We start from the raw sequence: 20,210 nt of genomic DNA, 5'->3' as shown, positions 1-20,210 counted from the left end.
ATTCAGTACGCGCGCGCGACAATCGCGATATTGCCGTCCTGGTCGTAGGAGCCGGGCACCGAGCCGTCGGCGGCGACCAGGCAGCGCACCGAGACGCCCTGCTCGGCCAGCTTGGCCTCGCCCTCCGGGCCGAGGTCGGCCCAGCGGATCCGGCCCCAGCCGGTGGCGGCGGCCTCGACGCACTCGTCGAGGGTCTTCACGTCCACCGTGCGGGCCTCGCGGCGGTCCCGGGACTGCTTGAGCAGCAGCGCCTGGTCCTCCTCGAGGATGCCCGGCAGCAGGGCGGCCAGCGCGTCGATCTGCACCGGCGCCTTGCCGCCCGGGATCCGGCGGGCCAGCATCGCGGTGCCGGCCTCCAGGTCGCGCGGGCCGACCTCGATCCGCAGCGGCACGCCCTTGAGCTCCCAGTCCACCGCGCGGCGGCCGAACGGGGTGTCGGTGCGGTCGTCCACCACGGTGCGGATGCCGGCGGCCTCCAGGGCCGCGCCGATCTCGCGCACCTTGGCGATGACCTCGTCCTCGCCCTTGATGGCCAGCACCACGGCCTGCACGGCCGCCAGGCGCGGCGGCACCCGCAGGCCGTTGTCGTCGCCGTGCGACATGATCAGGCCGCCGACCATGCGGGTGGAGACGCCCCAGGAGGTCTGCCAGACGTACTCGCGCTCGGCGCCCTGCAGCTGGTAGGTGGTGTTGAAGGCCTTGGCGAAGTTCTGGCCCAGCTCGTGGCTGGTGCCCATCTGCAGGGCCTTGCCGTCGCCCATCATGCCCTCGAGGGTGAGGGTGTTGATGGCGCCGGCGAACCGCTCCCGGACCGTCTTGCGGCCCAGCACCACGTCGATGGCGAGGATGTTGGTCATGAAGTCGCCGTAGACGTCGGTGTGGATCATCGAGGCGTAGTCGCGGGCGTCCTCGTAGGTCGCGTGCGCGGTGTGCCCCTCCTGCCAGAGGAACTCGGTGGTGCGCAGGAAGACCCGCGGGCGCAGCTCCCAGCGGACCACGTTGGCCCACTGGTTGATCAGCAGCGGCAGGTCGCGGTGGCTCTGCACCCACTTCGAGAAGTACTCGTTGATGATGGTCTCGGAGGTGGGCCGGACCACCACCGGCTCCTCGAGGTCCTTGCCGCCGCCGTGGGTGACCACGGCGAGCTCCGGGGAGAAGCCCTCGACGTGCTCGGCCTCGCGGGTGAGGTAGGACTGCGGGATGAACATCGGGAAGTAGGCGTTCTGCGCGCCGGTCTTCTTGATCCGGGCGTCCATCTCCTGCTGCATCCGCTCCCACAGGCCGTAGCCGTACGGTCGGATGACCATGGTGCCGCGCACCGGACCGTTGTCGGCCAGCTCGGCCTTGTTGATCAGATCCTGGTACCAGCGCGGGAAGTCGTCCGCCTGGGGGGTGAGAACGGGAGCCTTAGCCATGGGCCGCATCGTACGGCGTGGGCGGGTCGGAGCGTGAATCCATATCGCCCGGGGGCGCACGCCGGTGGTGACCGGTGCTCCGGCGCGCTCCTCTGGACGCCGAGCCCGCGCGGCGGTTCCCTGGACCGGGGGGCGCACCACTGGGGGGACCCGGTTCCACGTACCCGATGGGAGGCCGACCAGATGGCTTCGGCGCACGGCACCGCCTTGTCCGGCAGCCCGGACACGTTCCCCGTCCCCGCGGACCCGCCCCGGCCGGGCCCGGGCTCCCGGGCCAGGGACTGGGCCGAGATCCAGGAGCGCACCCTGGTGCCGCTCTACGAGGCGGTGCACGAGCGGCTGGCGGTCGGCCCCGCCACCCGCCTGCTGGGGCTGGGCTGCCGGTCCGGGCTGGCGCTGCTGCTGGCCGCCGCGCGGGGCGCCCGGGTGACCGGCCAGGAGGCCGATCCGCAGCTGCGCGAGCTGGCCCGGGCCCGCGGACTGGCGGTCGCGGCCGGCCCCGGCACCACCCGGACGGCGCATGCGGTGGTCACCCTCTTCGAGCCGCAGCGGCTCGGCCCCGACCCGGACCGCGCGGTGCGCGCCGCGCTGCGACAGGTCCGGCCCGGCGGGGTGCTGGTGCTGGCGGGCCTGGCGGCGGCCGAGGACGGGCCGGTGCAGGCGGTGCTGCGGGTGGCCCGGCACGGCGGCGGCCGGCGCCCGGCCGACCCGCTGGACCCGGCCGGCGCACCGGGCGCGCTGGCGGCCGCCGCCGGGCTGCGGACGCTCGGGCGGGGCCGGGTGGACTGCCCGTTCGGCTACCCGGACCTGGCCGGCGCGGTGCGCGGACTGCTGGCCACCGGCTGGTTCGACGCGGCGGCCGGCTACGCGGGCGAGCGGCCGGTGGCCAAAGAGCTGGCCGAGGCGCTGCACCCGCTGGCCCGGCCGGACGGCTCGGTCTGGCTGCCGGTCACCGCCGAGTACCTGCTGGCCGTGCGGGCCTGACGGACGCTCAGCCGCCGTCCGCCGGGCGCGGGACGCCGGCCGCCCGGTAGGCCTCCGCCTCGTCCAGCGTCTCGGCGGCCAGCAGCGCCTCGGCCAGCGCGTCCAGCCGGGCCCGCTCCTGCTGCAGCTTGCGCACCGCCTCCTGGTAGCACTCGGCGACGATCCGCCGGGCCTCCTGGTCCACCGCGTCCAGGGTGCTCGGCGCGGCGGCCAGCCCGTAGGCGCCCTGGGGGTCGTCGGGGATCGCGGTGAGCCGGCCGACCCGCTCGCTCATCCCCCACCGCCCGGCCATCCCCCGGGCCAGGTTGGTGACCTGCTGCAGGTCGCTCTCCGCACCGGTGGTGATCACCCCGTAGACCACCTGCTCGGCCGCCATGCCGCCGAGCGCGCCGATGATCCGGCCGCGCAGGTACTCCTCGGTGTAGGAGTACCGGTCCGCCTCCGGAGTGGAGACGGTGACGCCGAGCGCCCGGCCGCGCGGCACGATGGTCACCTTGCGGACCGGGTCGGCGCCGGGCTGCAGCATGCCGAGCAGCGCGTGGCCGCTCTCGTGGTAGGCGGTGCGGCGGCGCTCCTCCTGCGGCATCACCAGCGGACGGACGGCGCCGAGCTGGACCTTCTCCAGCGCGTCCGAGAGGTCCCGCTGGTCCACCGCGTCCTGCTTGCGGCGCACCGCCAGCAGGGCCGCCTCGTTGACCAGGTTGGCCAGCTCCGCGCCGGTCATGCCCGGGGTGGTCTTGGCCACCTCGGTCAGGCTGGTGCCCTCGGCCAGCGGCACGTCGCGGGCGTGGATGGCCAGGATCGCGGCCCGGCCGTCCCGGTCCGGCGGGCTGACGCTGACCACCCGGTCGAACCGGCCGGGGCGCAGCAGCGCCGGGTCCAGCACATCGGCCCGGTTGGTCGCGGCGATCACCACCACACCCTCGGAGCCGGTGAAGCCGTCCATCTCGGTGAGGATCTGGTTGAGCGTCTGCTCGCGCTCGTCGTGCCCGCCCATCGCGTTGCCGCCGCCGCGCCTGCGGCCGATGGTGTCGATCTCGTCGATGAAGATGATCGACGGCGCGACCTTGCGGGCCTCGGAGAAGAGCTCGCGGACCCGGCTGGCGCCGACGCCGACGATCATCTCGATGAACTCGGAGGCGGAGGCGGAGAAGAACGGCACCCCGGCCTCGCCCGCCACCGCCCGGGCCAGCAGGGTCTTGCCGGTGCCGGGCGGGCCGGCCAGCAGCACCCCGCCGGGCATCTTGGCGCCCAGCCTCCGGTAGGCCTGGGGGTTCTTCAGGAAGTCGACCACCTCGGTCAGCTCGGCCTTGACCTCGTCGATGCCGGCCACGTCGGCGAAGGTGGTGCGCTTGCCCTCCTCCGAGGCGACCGGCTTGGGCGGGGCCTTGCGGCCGAGCGGGCCGCCGCCGAGCCCGCCGGCCATCCGGCGGGCCAGCAGCACCCAGACCAGGACCAGCAGCAGCATCGGGGCCAGCGAGATCAGCAGGTTCGCCAGGAAGCTGCGCTGCTGCACCACCGGCTCGGCGGTCACCTCGACGCCCTGCACCTGGAGGGTGTTCCAGAGGTTGTCGGTGGCGAACGAGGGCCGCTGGGTGGTGAAGTCGGTGTAGTCGCCCTTGCCGCCGTTCGGCTTGGGCACGGCCGCCTTGAGGTGGCCCTGGATCGCGTCGCCCTTGGAGTAGAGCTTGGCGACGTTGCCCCGGCTGAGCTGGTTGGTGAACTCGGTGTAGGAGATCGTGGTGCCGCCGTTGTTGCCGAAGAAGCTCAGCAGCGCGTCGCTGATCAGGAACACCACCAGCGCGGTGAGGATCAGGCCGAGCCAGCCGCCGGGCATCTTGCGGCGGGGCGGGACCGGGGGCGGCGGGGGCGGGGCCCCCTCGGACCGCCAGGGCTTCTCCGGGTTCTGACGGGGCGGCACGGGATCGGTCACGTGACGGACCATACGGGTCCAAAACCGGACGATCCATCAGCAACGCCGCCCGGCTACTCCGCCACGGCCCCCAGCGGCCGCCACTCCTCCACGGTGAGCGCGAACCGCTCGTGGTCGCGCCAGGCGCCGTCCAGGAAGAGCATCCGCGGGGTGAAGCCCTCGTGCCGGAAACCCAGCCGGCGGGCCAGCGCGATCGACCGGGCGTTCTCCGGCTGCACGTTGATCTCCAGCCGGTGCAGGCCCAGCCCGCCGACCAGCTGGTCGGCGAAGCAGCGGTCCACCACCAGCCGCATGCCCTCGCTCATCCGCCCGGTGCCCGCGTAGGGCAGGTAGCTGTCGTAGCCCAGCGCGGCGTTGCAGAACCGGCCCATCACGATGTTGGAGACGTTGCACTTGCCGACCAGGCCGCCGTCCTCCCGGTCCACGATCAGGTAGCTGCGCAGACCGGGGCCCTGGCGGCGCAGCAGGTCCGGCAGGCCGTCCGGCTCGACCGGGTTCCACTGCCCGATGTGGGTGGCCGACCGTCTCACCGCCGCCGCGTACTCGGTGACGTCGGTTGGCCTGGGGGGACGGATGGTCACACGGGTCATCGGACCATGATGGAGCATGCCGACGGCCCGCCAGCAGGCTGACGGGCCGTCGGTGCGGGCCTGCCTACAGCAGGTCCTTGAACTCCTTGGGCAGTTCGAAGTCGGCCGGGCCCTGGCCCGGGCCCAGGCCGAACGCGCCGCCCGCCTCGGTCCCGGCGGCCGGGCCGAGCGCCTTGCGCTGGGCGGCCGCGGCCTCCTCCTGGGCCCGCTTGAGCGGGTTGCCGCTCTTGCGCTTGCCCTTGGCCTGCGGGGCCTTCTTGGCGTTCTTCCTGGCGCCGCCGCCCATCCCGGGGATGCCCGGCATGCCGGGCACGCCCTTGCCGGAGGCCATCGCGGACATCATCTTGCGGGCCTCGAAGAACCGCTCGACCAGGTTCTTCACCTCGCCGACCTGGACGCCGGAGCCCTTGGCGATGCGGGCCCGGCGCTGGCCGTTGATGATCTCCGGCTCGGCCCGCTCGCCCGGGGTCATCGACTTGATGATCGCGCCGACCCGGTTGACGTCCTTGTCGTCGATGTTGTTGATCTGGTCGCGGATCTGGCCCATGCCCGGCAGCATGCCGAGCAGCTTGGAGATCGAGCCCATCTTCTGGACCTGCTCCAGCTGGGACAGGAAGTCGTCCAGTGTGAAGGCCTTCGGGCCGCCGCGCAGCTTGGCGGCCATCTTCTCGGCCTCGGCCTGGGAGAAGGTCTGCTCGGCCTTCTCGATCAGCGACAGCACGTCGCCCATGCCGAGGATCCGGGAGGCCATCCGGTCCGGGTGGAAGGCGTCGAAGTCGTCGACCTTCTCGCCGTTGGAGGCGAACATGATCTGCCGGCCGGTGATGTGCGCCACCGAGAGCGCGGCACCGCCGCGGGCGTCGCCGTCCAGCTTGGAGAGCACCACGCCGGTGAAGTCGACGCCCTCGAGGAAGGCCTGCGCGGTGGTCACCGCGTCCTGGCCGATCATCGCGTCGACCACGAACAGGACCTCGTCCGGCTGGACCGCGGCCCGGATGTCGGCGGCCTGCTGCATCAGCTCGGCGTCGATGCCGAGCCGGCCGGCGGTGTCGACGATGACGACGTCGTACTGCTTCTGCTTGGCGTACTCGATCGAGTCGCGGGCCACCTTGACCGGGTCGCCGACGCCGTTGCCCGGCTCCGGCCCGTAGAACGACACCCCGGCCCGCTCGGCCACGATGTTCAGCTGGTTGACCGCGTTCGGCCGCTGCAGGTCACAGGCGACCAGCAGCGGGGTGTGCTTCTGCTTCTTCAGCCAGTGGCCCAGCTTCCCGGCCAGCGTGGTCTTGCCGGCGCCCTGCAGACCGGCCAGCATGATCACGGTCGGCCCGGTCTTGGCGTACTTCAGCCGCCGGGTCTCACCGCCGAGGATGTTGACGAGCTCCTCGTTGACGATCTTGATGATCTGCTGCGCCGGGTTGAGCGCCCCCGACACCTCGGAGCCCAGCGCGCGGTCCTTCACCTGCTTGATGAAGGCCCGCACCACCGGCAGCGCGACGTCCGCCTCCAGCAGCGCGATCCGGATCTCCCGGGCGGTGGCGTCGATGTCCGCCTCGCTGAGGCGGCCCTTGCCCCTCAGGTTCTTGAACGTCGCTGCGAGGCGGTCGGAAAGAGTGTCGAACACGTCGGTCGCGGGTCCCTTGCGGCATCGATGGAGGTACGGGTTTCCTCCCCAGGGTATCCGGCCCGCCGGGGAAGAGCGGCGCCCCGGTCAGCGCAGTGCCGCCTGGAGCTCCGCGGCGAGCTTTCCGGCGGTGTCCCGGTCGAGCGGGCGGCCGGTGGGGTCGGTGAGGTAGAAGGCGTCGACGGCGTCCGCGCCCAGGGTGCTGACGTGGGCGGTGCGGACCCGGACGCCGGCGGTGTCCAGGGCACGGCCGATCCGGTGCAGCAGGCCCGGGGCGTCGTGGGCGCGGACCTCCAGGACGGTGGCGCTGGCCGAGGCGCCGCCGGGGGCGACGGTGACCACCGGCGGGGGCGGGGCGATGCCGCGGCGGCGCGGGGCGGCGGCGTCGCGTTCGGCGAGTTTGCGGCCGGTGTCCAGCGAACCGTCCAGGGCCCGGCGCAGGTCGGCGCGCAGGCGGGTGCCCTCCGGCAGTTCGCCGAACTCGGCCGCCACCCGCCAGGAGAGCAGCAGCACCGGGCCGGCCCCGATCGGGTCCAGCTCGCGCAGGGTCAGCGAACGGACCGTCAGCCGGTTGAGCGCCAGCACCCCGGCGACGGTGCCGAGCAGGCCCGGCCGGTCCGGGATGGCCAGCGCCAGCTCCACGCCCATCGGCTCGCCGGCCGGCGCGTCCCGCTCGGTCTCGGCGCGCAGCAGCAGTGCGGGCTCGCCGGTCCGGGCGGCCTCCACCGCCAGCCGCTCCTCCTCCACCGAGGCCGTGGAGGCGGGCGGCCCGGCCTGGCCCGGCGCGCCCTCCAGCAGCTCGGCCGCCCGCCGCACCAGCCCGGCCACCAGCGAGGCCCGCCAGCCGCTCCACGCGGCCGGCCCGGTGGCCAGCGCGTCCGCCTCGGTGAGCGCGTGCAGCAGCTCCAGGTGCCCGGCCGTGCCGACCGCCTTGGCCACCAGCTCCACGGTGGCCGGGTCGTCCGGGTCGCGCCGGGTGGCGGTCTCGATCAGCGTCAGGTGGTGGCGGACCAGCAGCGCCAGGCTCTCGGTGTCGTCCTGGTCGAAGCCCATCCGGGCGGCCATGTCCCGCACGATCACCTCCCCGGCCACCGAGTGGTCGCCCGGCCAGCCCTTGCCCATGTCGTGCAGCAGCCCGGCGACCAGCAGCAGGTCGGGCCGGGCCACCCGGCGGGTCAGCGCGGCCGCCCGCACCGCGGTCTCCACCAGGTGCCGGTCCACCGTCCAGGTGTGCACCGCGTTGCGCTGCGGGCGGCAGCGGACCCGCTCCCAGTCCGGCAGCAGCCGGGTGATCAGCCCCTCGACCTCCAGCGCCTCCCAGACCGGCAGGCAGGCCCGGCCCGCGCCGAGCAGGGTGACCAGTTGCTCGCGGGCCTCGGTCGGCCAGGGCACCGGCAGCGGCCCGGCCTCGGCGGCCAGCCGGCGGGCGGTGGCGTGCGAGAGCACCAGGCCGTTCTGCGCGGCTGCGGCCGCCGCCCGCAGCGGCAGCACCGGGTCGGTGGCCGGCCGGGCGCCCTGCGCCAGCACCGCCTCGCCGTCCTGCTCCACCACGCCCTCGGCCAGCGGCTCGCGGACCGGGCCGCGGACCGGCGCGCCCCGGCCGCCGCCGTTGAACGGGAAGAAGAACGGGCGCCGGCCGCGGCTGCGGCGGGCCGCCAGCAGCCGGTCGACGGTCCGCCAGGTCACCTCGCCGGCGTACCGGACGGTGCGGGCGGCCTGGTAGACCTCGCGCAGCAGGGTGTCGGCGTCCAGCACCCCGAGCCGCGCGGCCACCTGGTCCTGGTCCTGCAGGCTCAGCCGCTCGGTGGCCCGCCCGGTGACCAGGTGCAGCGCGTCCCGGACGTCGGCCAGCTTCTGCCGGGCGGCGTCCAGCCCCTCCCGCGGGGCGTCGGCCAGCCAGGAGGCGGCCACCGCGTCCAGCTCGACCAGGTCGCGCAGCCCGCCCCTGGCCTCCTTGAGGTCGGGCTCCAGCAGGAAGGAGAGCTCGCCGTGCCGCTCGGCCCGGGCCTGCCCGAGCTCGCGCAGCTCGGGCAGCCGCTCCGGCGCCCGGGCCCGCCAGTCGGCCAGCACCTCCGAGCGCAGCCGCCCGGTCAGCTCGGCGTCGCCGGCCAGGTGCCGGGCGTCCAGCAGGCCGAGCTGCGCCTTCAGGTCGGCGGCGGCCACCTCGCGCGCCTCGGCCGGGCGGCGCACCGAGTGGTCCAGCGCCACCCCGCTGTCCCAGACCGGGTACCAGATCCGGTCGGCCAGCTCGGCGACCGGCCCGCCCTCGTGCAGCAGCAGCAGGTCGAGGTCGCTGCGCGGGGAGAGCTCGCCGCGGCCGTAGCCGCCGACCGCGACCAGCGCGGTGCCGGGCGGCGGCCCGGCCCGCTCGAAGAGCGCGGCCAGCCAGTCGTCGGTGAGCCGGGCCAGCGCGGTGCGCCGGGCCCGGCCGGCCAGGGCGGGGTCGGCGAGCAGCGCGGCCCTGGCCCGCTGGTGGTCGGTGCGGTCGGCGGGGTCGACGGGGCCGGCGGATTCGGTGGTGGTCACTGGGGCTCCCGGGTGGTCGGGCCTGCGCGGGCGGTGAAACGCCGTCAGCGGACCCGCGACTGCTCGCGGGTCCGCTCGGGTCGTGCGACTGGTGCGGGTGTTACAGGGCGTCGGGTCCGCGCTCGCCGGTCCGGACCCGGACCAGGGTCTCGACCGGCACGGCCCAGACCTTGCCGTCCCCGATCTTGCCGGTCCTGGCGGACTTGACCAGGACCTCGATCACGTCCTCGGCGTCGCCGTCCTCGACCACGACCTCTATCCGGACCTTGGGCACCAGGTCCACGGTGTACTCGGCGCCCCGGTAGACCTCGGTGTGGCCGCGCTGGCGGCCGTAGCCGCTGGCCTCGGTGACGGTCAGCCCGTGCACCCCGAAGGCCTGCAGGGCCTCCTTGACCGCCTCCAGCTGGTGCGGCTTCACGACGGCGGTGATCAGCTTCATCAGGCGTCCACCCCGGTCTTCTCGCTGTTCTTGGTGCTGCTCGCGGCGGCCGGCGCGGGCCCGCTGAGGGCACGGGCCAGGCTGGCGCCCACGGCGCTGAAGTCGTAGGCCGACTCGGCGTGCTCGGCCTGGTCGATGCCGGCCACCTCGACGTCCTCGGCGACCCGGAACCCGATGGTCTTCTGGATCGCCTGACCGAGCAGCCAGGAGATCACGAAGGAGTAGACCGCGACCACCGCCACGCCCATCGCCTGCTTGCCCAGCTGGCCGACCCCGCCGCCGTAGAACAGGCCCTTGGCGGTCTGGCCGACGTGGCCGGTGGCGAAGAAGCCGATCAGCAGCGAGCCGATCGCCCCGCCGACCGCGTGCACGCCCACCACGTCGAGCGAGTCGTCGAAGCCGAGCTTGTACTTGAGCGAGATCGCCGCGGCGCAGACCGCACCCGCGATCAGGCCGATCGCCACCGCGCCCAGCATCGAGACCGAGCCGCAGGCCGGGGTGATCGCCACCAGGCCGGCCACCGCTCCGGAGGCCGCGCCCAGCGAGGTGAAGGCGCCGTGCCGCAGCTTCTCGTAGGCCAGCCAGCCGAGCATCGCGGCGGCGGTGGCGACCTGGGTGTTCATGAAGGCCATCCCGGCCACGCCGTTGGCGGCCAGCGCCGAGCCGGCGTTGAAGCCGAACCAGCCGAACCAGAGCAGCCCGGAGCCGAGCATCACCAGCGGCAGGCTGTGCGGCCGCATCGGGTCCTTCTTGAAGCCGATCCGCTTGCCCAGCACCAGGCACAGGGCCAGGCCCGCCACACCGGCGTTGATGTGCACCGCGGTGCCGCCGGCGAAGTCGATCACGCCCTGCCGGTCGCCCAGCCAGCCGCCGTGCCCGTTGTCGAAGAAGAAGACCCAGTGCGCGACCGGGAAGTAGACGATGGTCACCCAGAGCGCGATGAAGAGCGCCCAGGCGGTGAACTTGGCCCGGTCCGCGATGGCGCCGCTGATCAGCGCCGGGGTGATCACCGCGAACATCAGCTGGAAGGCCGCGAAGGCGGTGACCGGGATCGAGCCGCTCAGGTCGTTCAGGCCGATCCCGCGCATCCCGAGGTGGTCGAGGTTGCCGATCAGGCCGTGGAAGGCGTCCGTGCCGAAGCTGAGGGTGTACCCGTAGAGCACCCAGAGCACGGTCACGATGCCCAGGGCGATAAAGCTCATGACCAGCATGTTGAGGGTGCTCTTGACCCTGACCATGCCCCCGTAGAAGAAGGCCAGCCCAGGGGTCATCAACATGACCAGGGCTGCACTGATGAGTACGAAGGCGGTGTCGCCCCCGCTGAAGCCGTCCGGCATCGGCGTCTCCTCGAACGTGTCGCAGCCGCTCCACCCCCGGGTCGTCCCGTCCCGCCCGGGGTGGCGGCGATGCAGAGGAGAGTGCCGAAGCCGGGTTTCGGTCAGTGCGGCTCGGTGTTTCGCCGGGGTGACACGGTTGACGCACGCGTTACGTGCGCGTGAACCGGGCCGCTCGGGGCACTCTTGACGGGGACCCGACCACCGATTACACCACCTCGTACTCGGGGATCTGCTCCACCACCAGGTCTGCCAGCCGGTTGACGGCGGGCACCGAGCGGTAGTCCCGGCTGGCCGCGGCGGTGGTCTTGCGGACCCGGGTGTTCAGCCGCTCGGAGCGCACCTTCCCGGCGATCTCCACCGCCTCCTCGGCGATCACCGCGGCCTGCTCCGGCTCGCCCTGCAGCAGGTGCACGCTGGCCATGCCGACCAGGTTGAAGGCGTAGGAGCGGGTGTGGTTCTCCATGTCCTCGCGGAACAGGTCGACCGCGGTCTCCATGTGCGGGGCGGCCAGCGAGGCGTACCGCGGGCTGCGGCTGGAGTGGTAGGCCAGGTCGCGGAAGGAGTGCGCGTTCTCCGCGTAGAGCTCGGCCTTGGAGAAGAACCGCAGCCAGTCCGGGTCCTGCTCGACCGGGCCGGCGTCGGTGTAGGTGTCCTCGGCCAGCCGGACCGCCCGGGCGCAGCGGTTGACCTCGCCGATGTTGGAGTAGGCGCGGGCCTCCATCGCGTAGAGCAGCGCCTGCTGGCGGGGGGTGGCGGTGTCCCGGCTGCCGTACTGGGCGAGGTGGATCAGCTCCAGGGCGTCCTCGCCGCGGTTGAGGTGGATCATCTGGCGGCTCATGTCGGTGAGGATCAGCGCGCCGAACGGGCGGTCGCCGGCCTCCTTGGCCGCGTGCAGCGCCAGCACGTAGTACTTCTGCGCGCTCGGGTGCATGCCGACGTCGTAGGACATCCAGCCCGCCAGGTGGGCGAGCTCGGCGGTGAGCCGGAAGAGCCGCCGGGTCACGCCGGGCGGGTAGGTCTCCTGCAGCAGGTCGGTGACCTCGTGCAGCTGGCCGACCACCGCCTTGCGGCGCAGCCCGCCGCCGTTCTGCGCGTCCCACTGGCGGAACATCACCGTGGTCTGCTCCAGCAGTTGCAGCTCGGGCTCGGAGAGCCGCCCGGTGTAGGGCTCGCCGCCGTTGGCGGAGGCCAGGATCGGGGTCGGGGTGCCGCCGGGACCGGGGGTGAGCCAGCGCTGCATCGGCTCGACCAGTGCGGCGCCGGCGGTCAGCACCAGTGAGGTGCCGAGGAAGCCGCGCCGGTTGAGCATCAGGTCGCTGCGCGAGTACTCGCTGATCAGCTGCACGGTCTGCGGGCCGCTCCAGGGCAGGTCCACGCCGCCGCCGGCCACGGTGGAGACCGGCACGGCGACCCGCAGCCCCAGGTCCTCCTCGGAGACCACGGAGCCGAACCGCTCGGAGAACAGGTCGGACATGATCTTCGGGATCGGCTCGCGCGGCTGCTCGCCGTCCAGCCAGCGGCGCACCCGGGAGGTGTCGGTGCTCACATGGTGGGCGCCGAGCTGGCGCGCCTGCCGGTTGACCTGGCGGGCGAACTCGCCCTTGGACCACCCGCTGCGCGCGAACCACGCGGTGAGTTTCTCGTTGGGCTGCTTCTCTGCCATTGAGGGTCCACCTGTCCCGCCCGACCCCGCTCGGGGGTCCCGTCCCGTTCCCGCTCGGCCGCACCCTCCCGGTGCGTGATCCGAACGTAACGTGCCGTGAGCCGTCCGGGGGATGGTTCGCCGGGAAACGCCACCATTCGCCACCCCCGCGAGTGAAGCCGACGGGCCGTCAACGGCGGTTCACTGGTGGGCGGTCCGCGGCCCGGGCCTCCCGTTGCACGGCCCCGTCCCGACCGCGCGCACCCACTGCCGCGCGCCGTCCGGCGTACCGTCGCGCCGGGGAGCAGAATTTGACAAAGCGTCACAGTCCCGTAACCGCCGGCAACCGAAATCTGTTGGGGGAGGCATGGACAACCTGTTCGGCGATCTGAGGTTCGGCTCCCGCCGCCGCAGCCGCGCCACCGCGTGCCAGGCCGCGGCCGAGTACGCCGGCCGCTGGGGCTGGACGGTCGTGCTCGGCGGACCGGCCCGCGCCCACGGCGGCCCCTGCCGCTGCGGCCGGCCGCACTGCGCCGCCCCCGGGCTCCACCCGCTGCCCGGCGAGGCGCCCCGCAAGCTGCCGCCCGGCGCCACCCCGCACGAGGTGCGGGCGCTCTGGGACGGCGGACCGGACGGCTCGGTGCTGCTCGCGGTCGGCCCCCGCTTCGACGTACTGGACGTGCCCGAGCCGGCCGGGCTGCGCGCCCTGGTCCGGCTGGAGCGGATGGGCACCCAGGTCGGCCCGGTGCTGGCCGCGCCGACCGGCCGGCTGTTCTTCTTCGTCGCCCGCGGCACCGCCGACCTGCTGCCCGACCTGCTCTACCGGATGGGCTGGGACGACGCCGCGCTGGACCTGGTCGGCCACGGGGAGGGCGGCTACCTGCCGGCCCCGCCCACCGTGCTGCCGGGCCTGGGCCCGCTGCGCTGGCTGCGCCACCCCTGCCGGGAGAGCGCGGCCCGCCCGCCGCAGGCCCGGCTGCTGCTCGGCACCCTGGCCTACGCCTGCCACCGCGGCCGGGAGCGCGCGGTGGCCGCCGAGCCGGCCTGGCTCGCCTCCTGACACACCGATGGGCGGCCCCCGAACGGGGACCGCCCATCACCGGGAAGCCTCGGCTCAGTCGCCGATCAGCGCGTCCACGAAGGCGCCGGGCTCGAACGGCGCCAGGTCGTCCGCGCCCTCGCCCAGGCCGATCAGCTTGACCGGCACGCCCAGCTCGCGCTGCACCTGCACCACGATGCCGCCCTTGGCGGTGCCGTCCAGCTTGGTCAGCACGATGCCGGTGATCTCCACCACCTCGGCGAAGACCCGGGCCTGCACCAGCCCGTTCTGGCCGGTGGTGGCGTCCAGCACCAGCAGCACCTCGTCCACCGGGCCGTGCTTCTCCACCACCCGCTTGACCTTGCCCAGCTCGTCCATCAGGCCGGTCTTGGTGTGCAGCCGGCCGGCGGTGTCCACCAGCACGGTGTCCGCGCCCTCGGCGATGCCCTCCTTGACGGCGTCGAAGGCCACCGAGGCCGGGTCGCCGCCCTCCGGGCCGCGCACCGTGCGGGCGCCGACCCGCTCGCCCCAGGTCTGCAGCTGGTCGGCGGCGGCGGCCCGGAAGGTGTCGGCCGCGCCGAGCACCACGCTGCGGCCGTCGGCCACCAGCACCCGGGCGAGCTTGCCGGAGGTGGTGGTCTTGCCGACCCCGTTGACGCCGACCACCAGGACCACCGCCGGGCGGCCGTCCTCGTGCTTGGCGGTCTTCAGCGAGCGGTCGGCCTCGGTGCCGATCAGCGCCACCAGCTCCTCGCGCAGCAGACCGCGCAGCTCGTCCGGGGTGCGGGTTCCGAGCACCTTGACCCGGGTGCGCAGCCGCTCGACCAGCTCCTGGGTGGGGGCCACGCCGATGTCCGCGGTGAGCAGGGTGTCCTCGATCTCCTCCCAGGTCTCCTCGTCCAGCCGGTCCCGGGCGAGCAGGGTGAGCAGGCCCTTGCCGAGCGCGTTCTGCGAACGGGAGAGCCTCGACCGCAGCCGCACCAGGCGGCCGGCGGTCGGCTCCGGCACCTCGAGCGCGGGCGCCTCGGCGACCTGCTCCGGGCTGAGCTCGTCCGTCTCGGGCAGCTCGACCTGCTCGACGGTCCTGGCCGGCTCCTCGCGCGGAGGCGCCGCCTCCTCCCCGACCTGGGGCTCGGCCGGGGCGGCCGGCGGGGTGAGGGTGGCCGTCCGGTCCGGGGGCAGTTCCTTACGTCGTCTGCCGCTGACGACGAGGCCGGCGACCGCACCGATGGCGATCACGGCGATGACTACGGCAAGGATCACGTATTCCATAACCGTGCCAGTATCCGGTACGACGGCCCGAAGCGGGGCTAGGCGGGCTGCGCCTCCTTCTCCCGTTGCCGCATCGGGACCTTCCGCTCCCGGTGTTCGTCGCGCAGCCGCTGGCTGATCACCTGGGAGATGCCGTCGCCCTTCATGGTCACGCCGTACAGCGCGTCGGCGCACTCCATGGTCAGTTTCTGGTGGGTGATCACGATCAACTGCGAGCTGTCCCGCAGCTCCTCCATGATCGCGATCAGCCGGCGCAGGTTGGTCTCGTCCAGCGCCGCCTCCACCTCGTCCATCACGTAGAACGGGCTCGGCCGGGCCTTGAAGATGGCGACCAGCATGGCCACCGCGGTCAGCGAGCGCTCGCCGCCGGAGAGCAGCGAGAGCCGCTTGACCTTCTTGCCCGGCGGGCGCGCCTCCACCTCGACGCCGGTGGTCAGCATGTCGTCCGGGTCGGTCAGCACCAGCCGGCCCTCGCCGCCCGGGAAGAGCCGGGAGAAGACCCCCTCGAACTGGGCGGCGGTGTCGTGGAAGGCCGCCGTGAACAGCTGCTCCACCCGCTGGTCCACGTCCTTGACGATGTCCAGCAGGTCGCGCCGGCTGCGCTTCAGGTCCTCCAGCTGCTCGCCGAGGAACGTGTGCCGCTCCTCCAGCGCCGCGAACTCCTCCAGCGCCAGCGGGTTGATCTTGCCGAGCTGCTGGTAGGCCTTCTCGGCGGCGCGCAGCCGGCGCTCCTGCTCGGCCCGGACGTACGGCCGCGGCTCCCCCGGCTCCTCCCCCTCCTCGGCAGTGGCATCGGCGGCTTCCGCCGCGGGCGGCGGCGGAACGGGCTGGTCCGGGCCGTACTCGGCCAGCAGCCCGTCGGCCTCCACCCCGAACTCCTCCAGCGCCCGGGCCTCCAACTGCTCGATCCGCAGCCGCTTCTCGGCCCGCAGCACCTCGTCCCGGTGGCCCGCGTCGACCAGTTTGTCCAGCTCCTCCTTGAGCTCCCGGCCCTGTTCCCGGGCCGTCCGGAGCGCGGTCTCGCGGGCCGCCCTGGCCTGCTCCACCCGGGTCCGCTCGGCCTCCGCCCGGGCGGTGGAAACCTCCAGGCAGGCCAGCAGGGTGCGGGCGCCGGCCAGCACCGCGCCGGCCACCTGCGCCTCCCGGGCGGCCCGGCGGGCCCGCTCGGCGGCCCGTGCCCGGGACTCCCGCTCGGCCCGGGCGGCGCGGTCCAGCCCGTCGGCCCGGCCGGCCAGCGAGCGGACCCGCTCCTCGTGGGTGCGCACCGCGAGCCGGGCCTCCAGTTCGCGCTGGCGGGCCAGCACGCCCTGCTCGGCCAGCCGGTCGCGCTCGCCCTGGTCGGGCTCGTCCTCCTGCTCCTCGGCCAGCTCCTCGGCCACCGCCAGCCGCTCGGCCAGCTCCTCGGCGGCCTCCAGCGCGCTCTGCCGGCCCTGCTCGGCCTTGGCCAGCGCGTTCTCGGCCCGCTCGGCCTCGCCGGCCGCGGCCCGGGCCTGGCCGCCGAGCCGGCCCAGGGTGCCGGCCGTCTCGGCCCGCTGCTTCTCGGCGCCGCGCCGCTCGGCGGCCAGCCGCTCCAGTTCGGCGGCCAGCTCCCGGCGCTGCTCCTTGGCCTGCGCCAGCGCCTCGGCCAGTTCGGCGCACTGCCCGGTCAGCTCGGCCAACCGGGCGGCGGCGGCGTCCACCGCGGCCTGGGTCTCCAGCAGGCTGGGCGCGCCGGCCGCGCCGCCCTGGGCCAGCCCGGCGGCGAGCAGGTCACCCTCGGCGGTGACGGCGGTCAGCCCGGGCCGCTCGGCCAGCAGCGCCTGGGCGGCGTCCAGGTCGGCCACCACGGCGGTGCGGGCGAGCAGCGCGCGGACCGCGGGCAGCAGCTCGGCCGGCCCGTCCACCAGGCCGGCCGCCCAGCGGGCACCGGCCGGCAGCGGCGCCGAGGCCGGGTCAGCCGGCTCCGCCGCCCCGGCGACGCCGGCGATCAGCAGCGCGGCCCGGCCGGCGTCCTCGTCGCGCAGCAGCCGCAGTGCCGCGGCGGCGGCCGGCAGCCCGTCCACCGCCACCGCGTCGGCGGCCGCGCCGAGGGCGGCGGCCAGCGCGGTCTCCTCGCCCGGCGCCACGGTGAGCAGCCGGGCGGCCGGGCCGAGCAGCCCGGCCAGCCGGTCGCCGGCCGCGAGCAGCGCGCCGGTGCCGTCCTTGCGCCGCAGCCCGAGGGACAGCGCCTCGTGACGGGCGGTCAGCGCGGCCCGCTCCCGGTCGGCCGCGGCGGCCGCCTCGCGGGCCGCGCTGACCGCCCGCTCGGCGCCGGCCAGCCGCTCGCCGGCCTGCTCGTGCGCGGCCTCCAGCTTCTGATCGCCGCTCTCCAGGCCGGCCACCTGCTCGCGCAGCAGCTCGTACTCGGTGCCGGCCGCCTCGGCGCGCAGCGCGGCCTCGTCCCGGGCGGCGGCCAGCCGCTCGATCTCGGCCTGCGCGCCGGCCGCCCGGGAGGCCGCGGCGGCGGCCTGCCCCTGCAGCCGGGCCAGCCCCTCGCGCCGGTCGGCGGCGGCCCGGGCGGCGGCCCGCAGCCGCTGCTCCTCGGCGGCCAGCGCGCGCTCCAGCTCGGCGCGCTCGGCGACGGCCTCGTCCAGTGCCTGCTCGGCGGCCTCCAGCGATTCGGCCAGCGCGGCCTCCTGCTCGCGGATCCGCGCGGCCTCGGCCTCCAGCTCCTCCGGGTCGCGGCCGCGCCGCTCCGGCTCGCCGCCGCTGGTGGCGTGCCGCACCTTGGCCTCGGCCAGCCCGATGGTGCCGCGGGTCCGCTCGCCGAGCGCGGAGAGCCGGTACCAGGCCTGCCGGACCTCCTCCAGCCGCGGGCCGAGCTGCTCGACCTGGGCCTCCAGCACCGCCTCGCGCTGCCGGGCGGACTGCAGCTCCTGTTCGACCGCGCTGCGCCGCACCCGCAGCGCCAGCTCGTCGGCCACCTCGGCCGCTATGGCCTGCCGCAGGCTCAGCAGGTCGTCGGCGAGCAGCCGCAGCCGGGCGTCTCGCAGCTCGGCCTGGATGCCGGCGGCCCGCCGGGCGATCCGGGCCTGCCGGCCGAGCGGGCCGAGCTGGCGGCGCAGTTCGGCGACCAGGTCCTGCACCCGGTTGAGGTTGGCGGCCATCGCGTCCAGCTTCCGCAGCGCCTTCTCCTTGCGCTTGCGGTGCTTGAGCACCCCGGCGGCCTCCTCGATGAAGGCCCGGCGGCCCTGCGGGTCGGCGTGCAGCACCGAGTCCAGCCGGCCCTGGCCGACGATCACGTGCATCTCGCGGCCGATGCCGGAGTCGGAGAGCAGCTCCTGGATGTCCAGCAGCCGGCAGGTCTCGCCGTTCAGGGCGTACTCGCTGCCGCCGTTGCGGAACATGGTCCGGGTGATCGTCACCTCGGCGTAGTCGATCGGCAGCGCGCCGTCGGTGTTGTCAATGGTGAGCGAGACCTCGGCCCGGCCGAGCGGGGCCCGTCCACTGGTGCCGGCGAAGATGACGTCCTCCATCTTTCCGCCGCGCAGCGTCTTGGCGCCCTGCTCCCCCATCACCCAGGACAGCGCGTCGACCACGTTGGACTTGCCCGAGCCGTTCGGGCCGACCACGCAGGTGATGCCGGGTTCGAAGCGCAGCGTGGTCGCCGAGGCGAAGGACTTGAAGCCGCGCAGGGTGAGGCTCTTCAGGTGCACCCGGTCGACTGTATCCGCCGGGTCCGGCCGGTTTCGTTCGGCGGGGCCGTGGGCAGCCTGAGGAAAAGCCGCTCGGGGGAAGGCGCAGGGGGCCGCCCGGGGGCAGGCACGACGAAGGGACGCCGGTGAGGGCGTCCCTGGGTATCGCGTCCCGAGATCTCGCGTCGGTGCGCGGCAAATCGGCCGGTGCGAGGCCGGTCGATCCCTTGTCCGTTGATCAGGTGCCTAGAACCAGGCGCCTGCGGATCAGGTGAGTGCGGGCTCCCGCTGTCCGAGGTCGATGCTGTCGAGCAGGGAGTGCTCGGTAGCGACCGCGACCAGCGCGTTGTTCTCGGCCTGCATCCGAACGAGTTCGGCCTCCAGGTCCAGGACGCGCTGCTGAAGCCGCCGCATCTCGGAGAGCATTCGCGGGTCGGGGCCGCCGACGTACCCGAGAAGCGCCTTTGCCATGATGAATGGTCCTCCACGCTGAGTGACCGAACCAGAACGGTACAGGTCGAGGGGAAGGGGTGACGCACGCTCTGCACGATCAGAGGCAGTGCCGGCTGAGCACAACAGGTCAGACGCTGTGGCTGTACGGCCACAGGGCATGACCCTGCTCGAAAATCGCCATCACGTGCGCGGGTTTCCAGCGTCTCACCAAAGACCGTACGGGTCAACACGATCACCGCGCGCTACAACGCCGCTGTCACCTGCATGGCGGTCGCGTCACGCCACGGGCACCGGCGGTCACACCACCGAGGGTGGTGGATCACTGCTCGATGCGGAGTCAACCACGGTCCGACCGAAATGGCAACCGTTGAACAACACGCGTTGACGCCGACCCGAACGTCACATGACCTACGCCGCTGACCTGCGGTTCTCCGCGCGCCGCCGGACTGCGGGCGAGCCGCCGGGAGATCGTTCCCGGTGTCCGGGCGCCGCCGCGGGGCGGCCCGCTCTAGCGGATCTCGAAGTCGGGGTAGCCGGCTCCGGTGGCGCTCCAGATCTCCGTCACACCGGTGACCCGGCCCGGGGTGTCCGGGCCGCGCAGCAGCGCCAGCAGCCGCTCGCAGTCGGCGCGGCTGCCCTCGGCGACCACCTGCACCCGGCCGTCGTCCAGGTTGGAGGTGTAGCCGGTCAGGCCGATCTCCAGCGCGCGGGCCCTGGTCCACCAGCGGAAGCCCACCTGCTGGACCCGGCCGCGCACCCAGGCGGTGGCTCGGACGTGCTCGTGCATCCGCCCATTCTCTCAGTCCGGGACCGGCCCGTCGTGGCGCCAGCCCGGCGAGTGGATCTCCAGGGTGAGGCCGCCCCGGGAGAGCTCCTCGCCGCACTCCCGGCAGGACCAGGAGGGGTCCACCCGGTGGCCGTGGTGGTGCAGGGTGACCGGGGGCTCCTCCACCATCCAGCGGTCGCCCCAGACCCGCAGCGCCTGGACCACCGGGGCGAGCTGCCGGCCGGCCTCGGTCAGGTGGTACTCGTGGCGCACCGGGCGGTCCTGGTACTGGCGCCGCTCCAGCACGCCGGCCTCCTCCAGCGCCCGCAGCCGGTTGGTCAGCCGGTCGCGCGGGGCCCCGGTGTTGCGCACGATCTGCTCGAACCGGTGGTTGCCGTAGAACAGCTCGCGCACCGCGAGCAGCGCCCAGCGCTCGCCCAGCACCTGCAGCGCGGCGGCGATCGAGCAGGGGCGGGCGGCCGGCTTGGCGGCGGGCTCGGGGCTCATCGCGCCAGCGTGCCACAGCGGGTCGCGGAG

15 protein-coding genes are annotated in these 20,210 nt (G+C 74.3%); 2 read left to right on the top strand and 13 right to left on the bottom strand.

Going from position 1 to position 20,210, the window contains the following annotated elements:
* Nucleotides 1-2: 2 nt before the first annotated feature.
* A complete protein-coding gene (gene proS, locus ACFYNO_RS36445) occupies nt 3-1,415 on the bottom strand; it encodes a proline--tRNA ligase (RefSeq protein ID WP_388021938.1) in 1,413 nt (470 codons plus the stop codon).
* Between the two features lie 183 nt (nt 1,416-1,598).
* On the opposite strand from proS, the gene ACFYNO_RS36440 reads away from it, so the two are divergent.
* Nucleotides 1,599-2,399 carry an SAM-dependent methyltransferase gene (locus tag ACFYNO_RS36440; RefSeq protein WP_388021936.1) on the top strand — a complete coding sequence of 267 codons (801 nt, stop codon included), beginning with the start codon at nt 1,599-1,601 and terminating at the stop codon, nt 2,397-2,399.
* Between the two features lie 7 nt (nt 2,400-2,406).
* Here the strand turns inward: ACFYNO_RS36440 and ftsH are convergent, their stop codons facing one another.
* The 7 genes from ftsH to ACFYNO_RS36405 all read right to left on the bottom strand — a co-directional run bounded on the left by ftsH (nt 2,407) and on the right by ACFYNO_RS36405 (nt 12,511).
* Nucleotides 2,407-4,332: an ATP-dependent zinc metalloprotease FtsH gene (gene ftsH, locus ACFYNO_RS36435; protein ID WP_388021934.1), complete on the bottom strand. Its 1,926-nt coding sequence runs from the start codon at nt 4,330-4,332 to the stop codon at nt 2,407-2,409.
* 53 nt (nt 4,333-4,385) lie between these two features.
* On the bottom strand, nt 4,386-4,922 hold the full coding sequence (locus ACFYNO_RS36430; protein WP_388021932.1) for a GNAT family N-acetyltransferase: 537 nt from the start codon (nt 4,920-4,922) through the stop codon (nt 4,386-4,388).
* A gap of 64 nt (nt 4,923-4,986) precedes the next feature.
* Complete coding sequence (ffh, locus tag ACFYNO_RS36425; RefSeq protein WP_388021930.1) at nt 4,987-6,546, bottom strand: signal recognition particle protein; 1,560 nt, start codon at nt 6,544-6,546, stop codon at nt 4,987-4,989.
* An 87-nt stretch (nt 6,547-6,633) separates the two neighbouring features.
* The gene (locus ACFYNO_RS36420) at nt 6,634-9,072 is read right to left on the bottom strand and encodes a [protein-PII] uridylyltransferase (protein WP_388021928.1); all 2,439 of its coding nucleotides are present in this window, start codon (nt 9,070-9,072) and stop codon (nt 6,634-6,636) included.
* Between the two features lie 100 nt (nt 9,073-9,172).
* Nucleotides 9,173-9,511, bottom strand: a complete 339-nt coding sequence (locus ACFYNO_RS36415; RefSeq protein ID WP_388021926.1) for a P-II family nitrogen regulator — start codon at nt 9,509-9,511, stop codon at nt 9,173-9,175.
* Entirely contained in the window at nt 9,511-10,848 is a 1,338-nt protein-coding gene (locus ACFYNO_RS36410) for an ammonium transporter (RefSeq protein ID WP_388021925.1), read from the bottom strand. Before ACFYNO_RS36410 ends, ACFYNO_RS36415 begins: the two co-directional genes overlap by 1 nt.
* Nucleotides 10,849-11,053: 205 nt before the next feature.
* Nucleotides 11,054-12,511 (bottom strand): hypothetical protein, encoded by a 1,458-nt coding sequence (locus ACFYNO_RS36405; RefSeq protein WP_388021924.1) that lies wholly within the window; start codon nt 12,509-12,511, stop codon nt 11,054-11,056.
* Nucleotides 12,512-12,857: 346 nt separating this feature from the next.
* Between ACFYNO_RS36405 and ACFYNO_RS36400 the strand changes: the two genes are divergently transcribed.
* Nucleotides 12,858-13,550: a bifunctional DNA primase/polymerase gene (locus ACFYNO_RS36400; RefSeq protein WP_388021922.1), complete on the top strand. Its 693-nt coding sequence runs from the start codon at nt 12,858-12,860 to the stop codon at nt 13,548-13,550.
* A 54-nt stretch (nt 13,551-13,604) separates the two neighbouring features.
* Here the strand turns inward: ACFYNO_RS36400 and ftsY are convergent, their stop codons facing one another.
* The 5 genes from ftsY to ACFYNO_RS36375 all read right to left on the bottom strand — a co-directional run bounded on the left by ftsY (nt 13,605) and on the right by ACFYNO_RS36375 (nt 20,180).
* Nucleotides 13,605-14,801 carry a signal recognition particle-docking protein FtsY gene (gene ftsY, locus ACFYNO_RS36395; RefSeq protein WP_388021920.1) on the bottom strand — a complete coding sequence of 399 codons (1,197 nt, stop codon included), beginning with the start codon at nt 14,799-14,801 and terminating at the stop codon, nt 13,605-13,607.
* Between the two features lie 38 nt (nt 14,802-14,839).
* On the bottom strand, nt 14,840-18,475 hold the full coding sequence (gene smc, locus ACFYNO_RS36390; protein WP_388021918.1) for a chromosome segregation protein SMC: 3,636 nt from the start codon (nt 18,473-18,475) through the stop codon (nt 14,840-14,842).
* 246 nt (nt 18,476-18,721) lie between these two features.
* Nucleotides 18,722-18,925: a hypothetical protein gene (locus tag ACFYNO_RS36385; protein ID WP_388021916.1), complete on the bottom strand. Its 204-nt coding sequence runs from the start codon at nt 18,923-18,925 to the stop codon at nt 18,722-18,724.
* A gap of 490 nt (nt 18,926-19,415) precedes the next feature.
* Nucleotides 19,416-19,694 carry an acylphosphatase gene (locus tag ACFYNO_RS36380; protein WP_388021914.1) on the bottom strand — a complete coding sequence of 93 codons (279 nt, stop codon included), beginning with the start codon at nt 19,692-19,694 and terminating at the stop codon, nt 19,416-19,418.
* Nucleotides 19,695-19,706: 12 nt separating this feature from the next.
* On the bottom strand, nt 19,707-20,180 hold the full coding sequence (locus ACFYNO_RS36375) for a winged helix-turn-helix transcriptional regulator (protein ID WP_388021912.1): 474 nt from the start codon (nt 20,178-20,180) through the stop codon (nt 19,707-19,709).
* Nucleotides 20,181-20,210: the final 30 nt, after the last annotated feature.

The organism is Kitasatospora sp. NPDC006697 (assembly GCF_042869935.1).
Taxonomy (GTDB): Bacteria; Actinomycetota; Actinomycetes; order Streptomycetales; family Streptomycetaceae; genus Kitasatospora.
Note: the sequence above shows the minus strand (reverse complement) of the source record. Positions and strands in the feature narration are given on the sequence as shown.

Excerpts from the sequence above, each read along its gene's own strand:
- proS (WP_388021938.1), bottom strand. The coding sequence starts at position 1,415 with ATGGCTAAGGCTCCCGTTCTCACCCCCCAGGCGGACGACTTCCCGCGC.
- ACFYNO_RS36440 (WP_388021936.1), top strand. The coding sequence starts at position 1,599 with ATGGCTTCGGCGCACGGCACCGCCTTGTCCGGCAGCCCGGACACGTTC.
- ACFYNO_RS36430 (WP_388021932.1), bottom strand. The coding sequence starts at position 4,922 with ATGACCCGTGTGACCATCCGTCCCCCCAGGCCAACCGACGTCACCGAG.
- ACFYNO_RS36415 (WP_388021926.1), bottom strand. The coding sequence starts at position 9,511 with ATGAAGCTGATCACCGCCGTCGTGAAGCCGCACCAGCTGGAGGCGGTC.
- ACFYNO_RS36410 (WP_388021925.1), bottom strand. The coding sequence starts at position 10,848 with ATGCCGGACGGCTTCAGCGGGGGCGACACCGCCTTCGTACTCATCAGT.
- ACFYNO_RS36405 (WP_388021924.1), bottom strand. The coding sequence starts at position 12,511 with ATGGCAGAGAAGCAGCCCAACGAGAAACTCACCGCGTGGTTCGCGCGC.
- ACFYNO_RS36400 (WP_388021922.1), top strand. The coding sequence starts at position 12,858 with ATGGACAACCTGTTCGGCGATCTGAGGTTCGGCTCCCGCCGCCGCAGC.
- ftsY (WP_388021920.1), bottom strand. The coding sequence starts at position 14,801 with ATGGAATACGTGATCCTTGCCGTAGTCATCGCCGTGATCGCCATCGGT.
- ACFYNO_RS36385 (WP_388021916.1), bottom strand. The coding sequence starts at position 18,925 with ATGGCAAAGGCGCTTCTCGGGTACGTCGGCGGCCCCGACCCGCGAATG.
- ACFYNO_RS36380 (WP_388021914.1), bottom strand. The coding sequence starts at position 19,694 with ATGCACGAGCACGTCCGAGCCACCGCCTGGGTGCGCGGCCGGGTCCAG.
- ACFYNO_RS36375 (WP_388021912.1), bottom strand. The coding sequence starts at position 20,180 with ATGAGCCCCGAGCCCGCCGCCAAGCCGGCCGCCCGCCCCTGCTCGATC.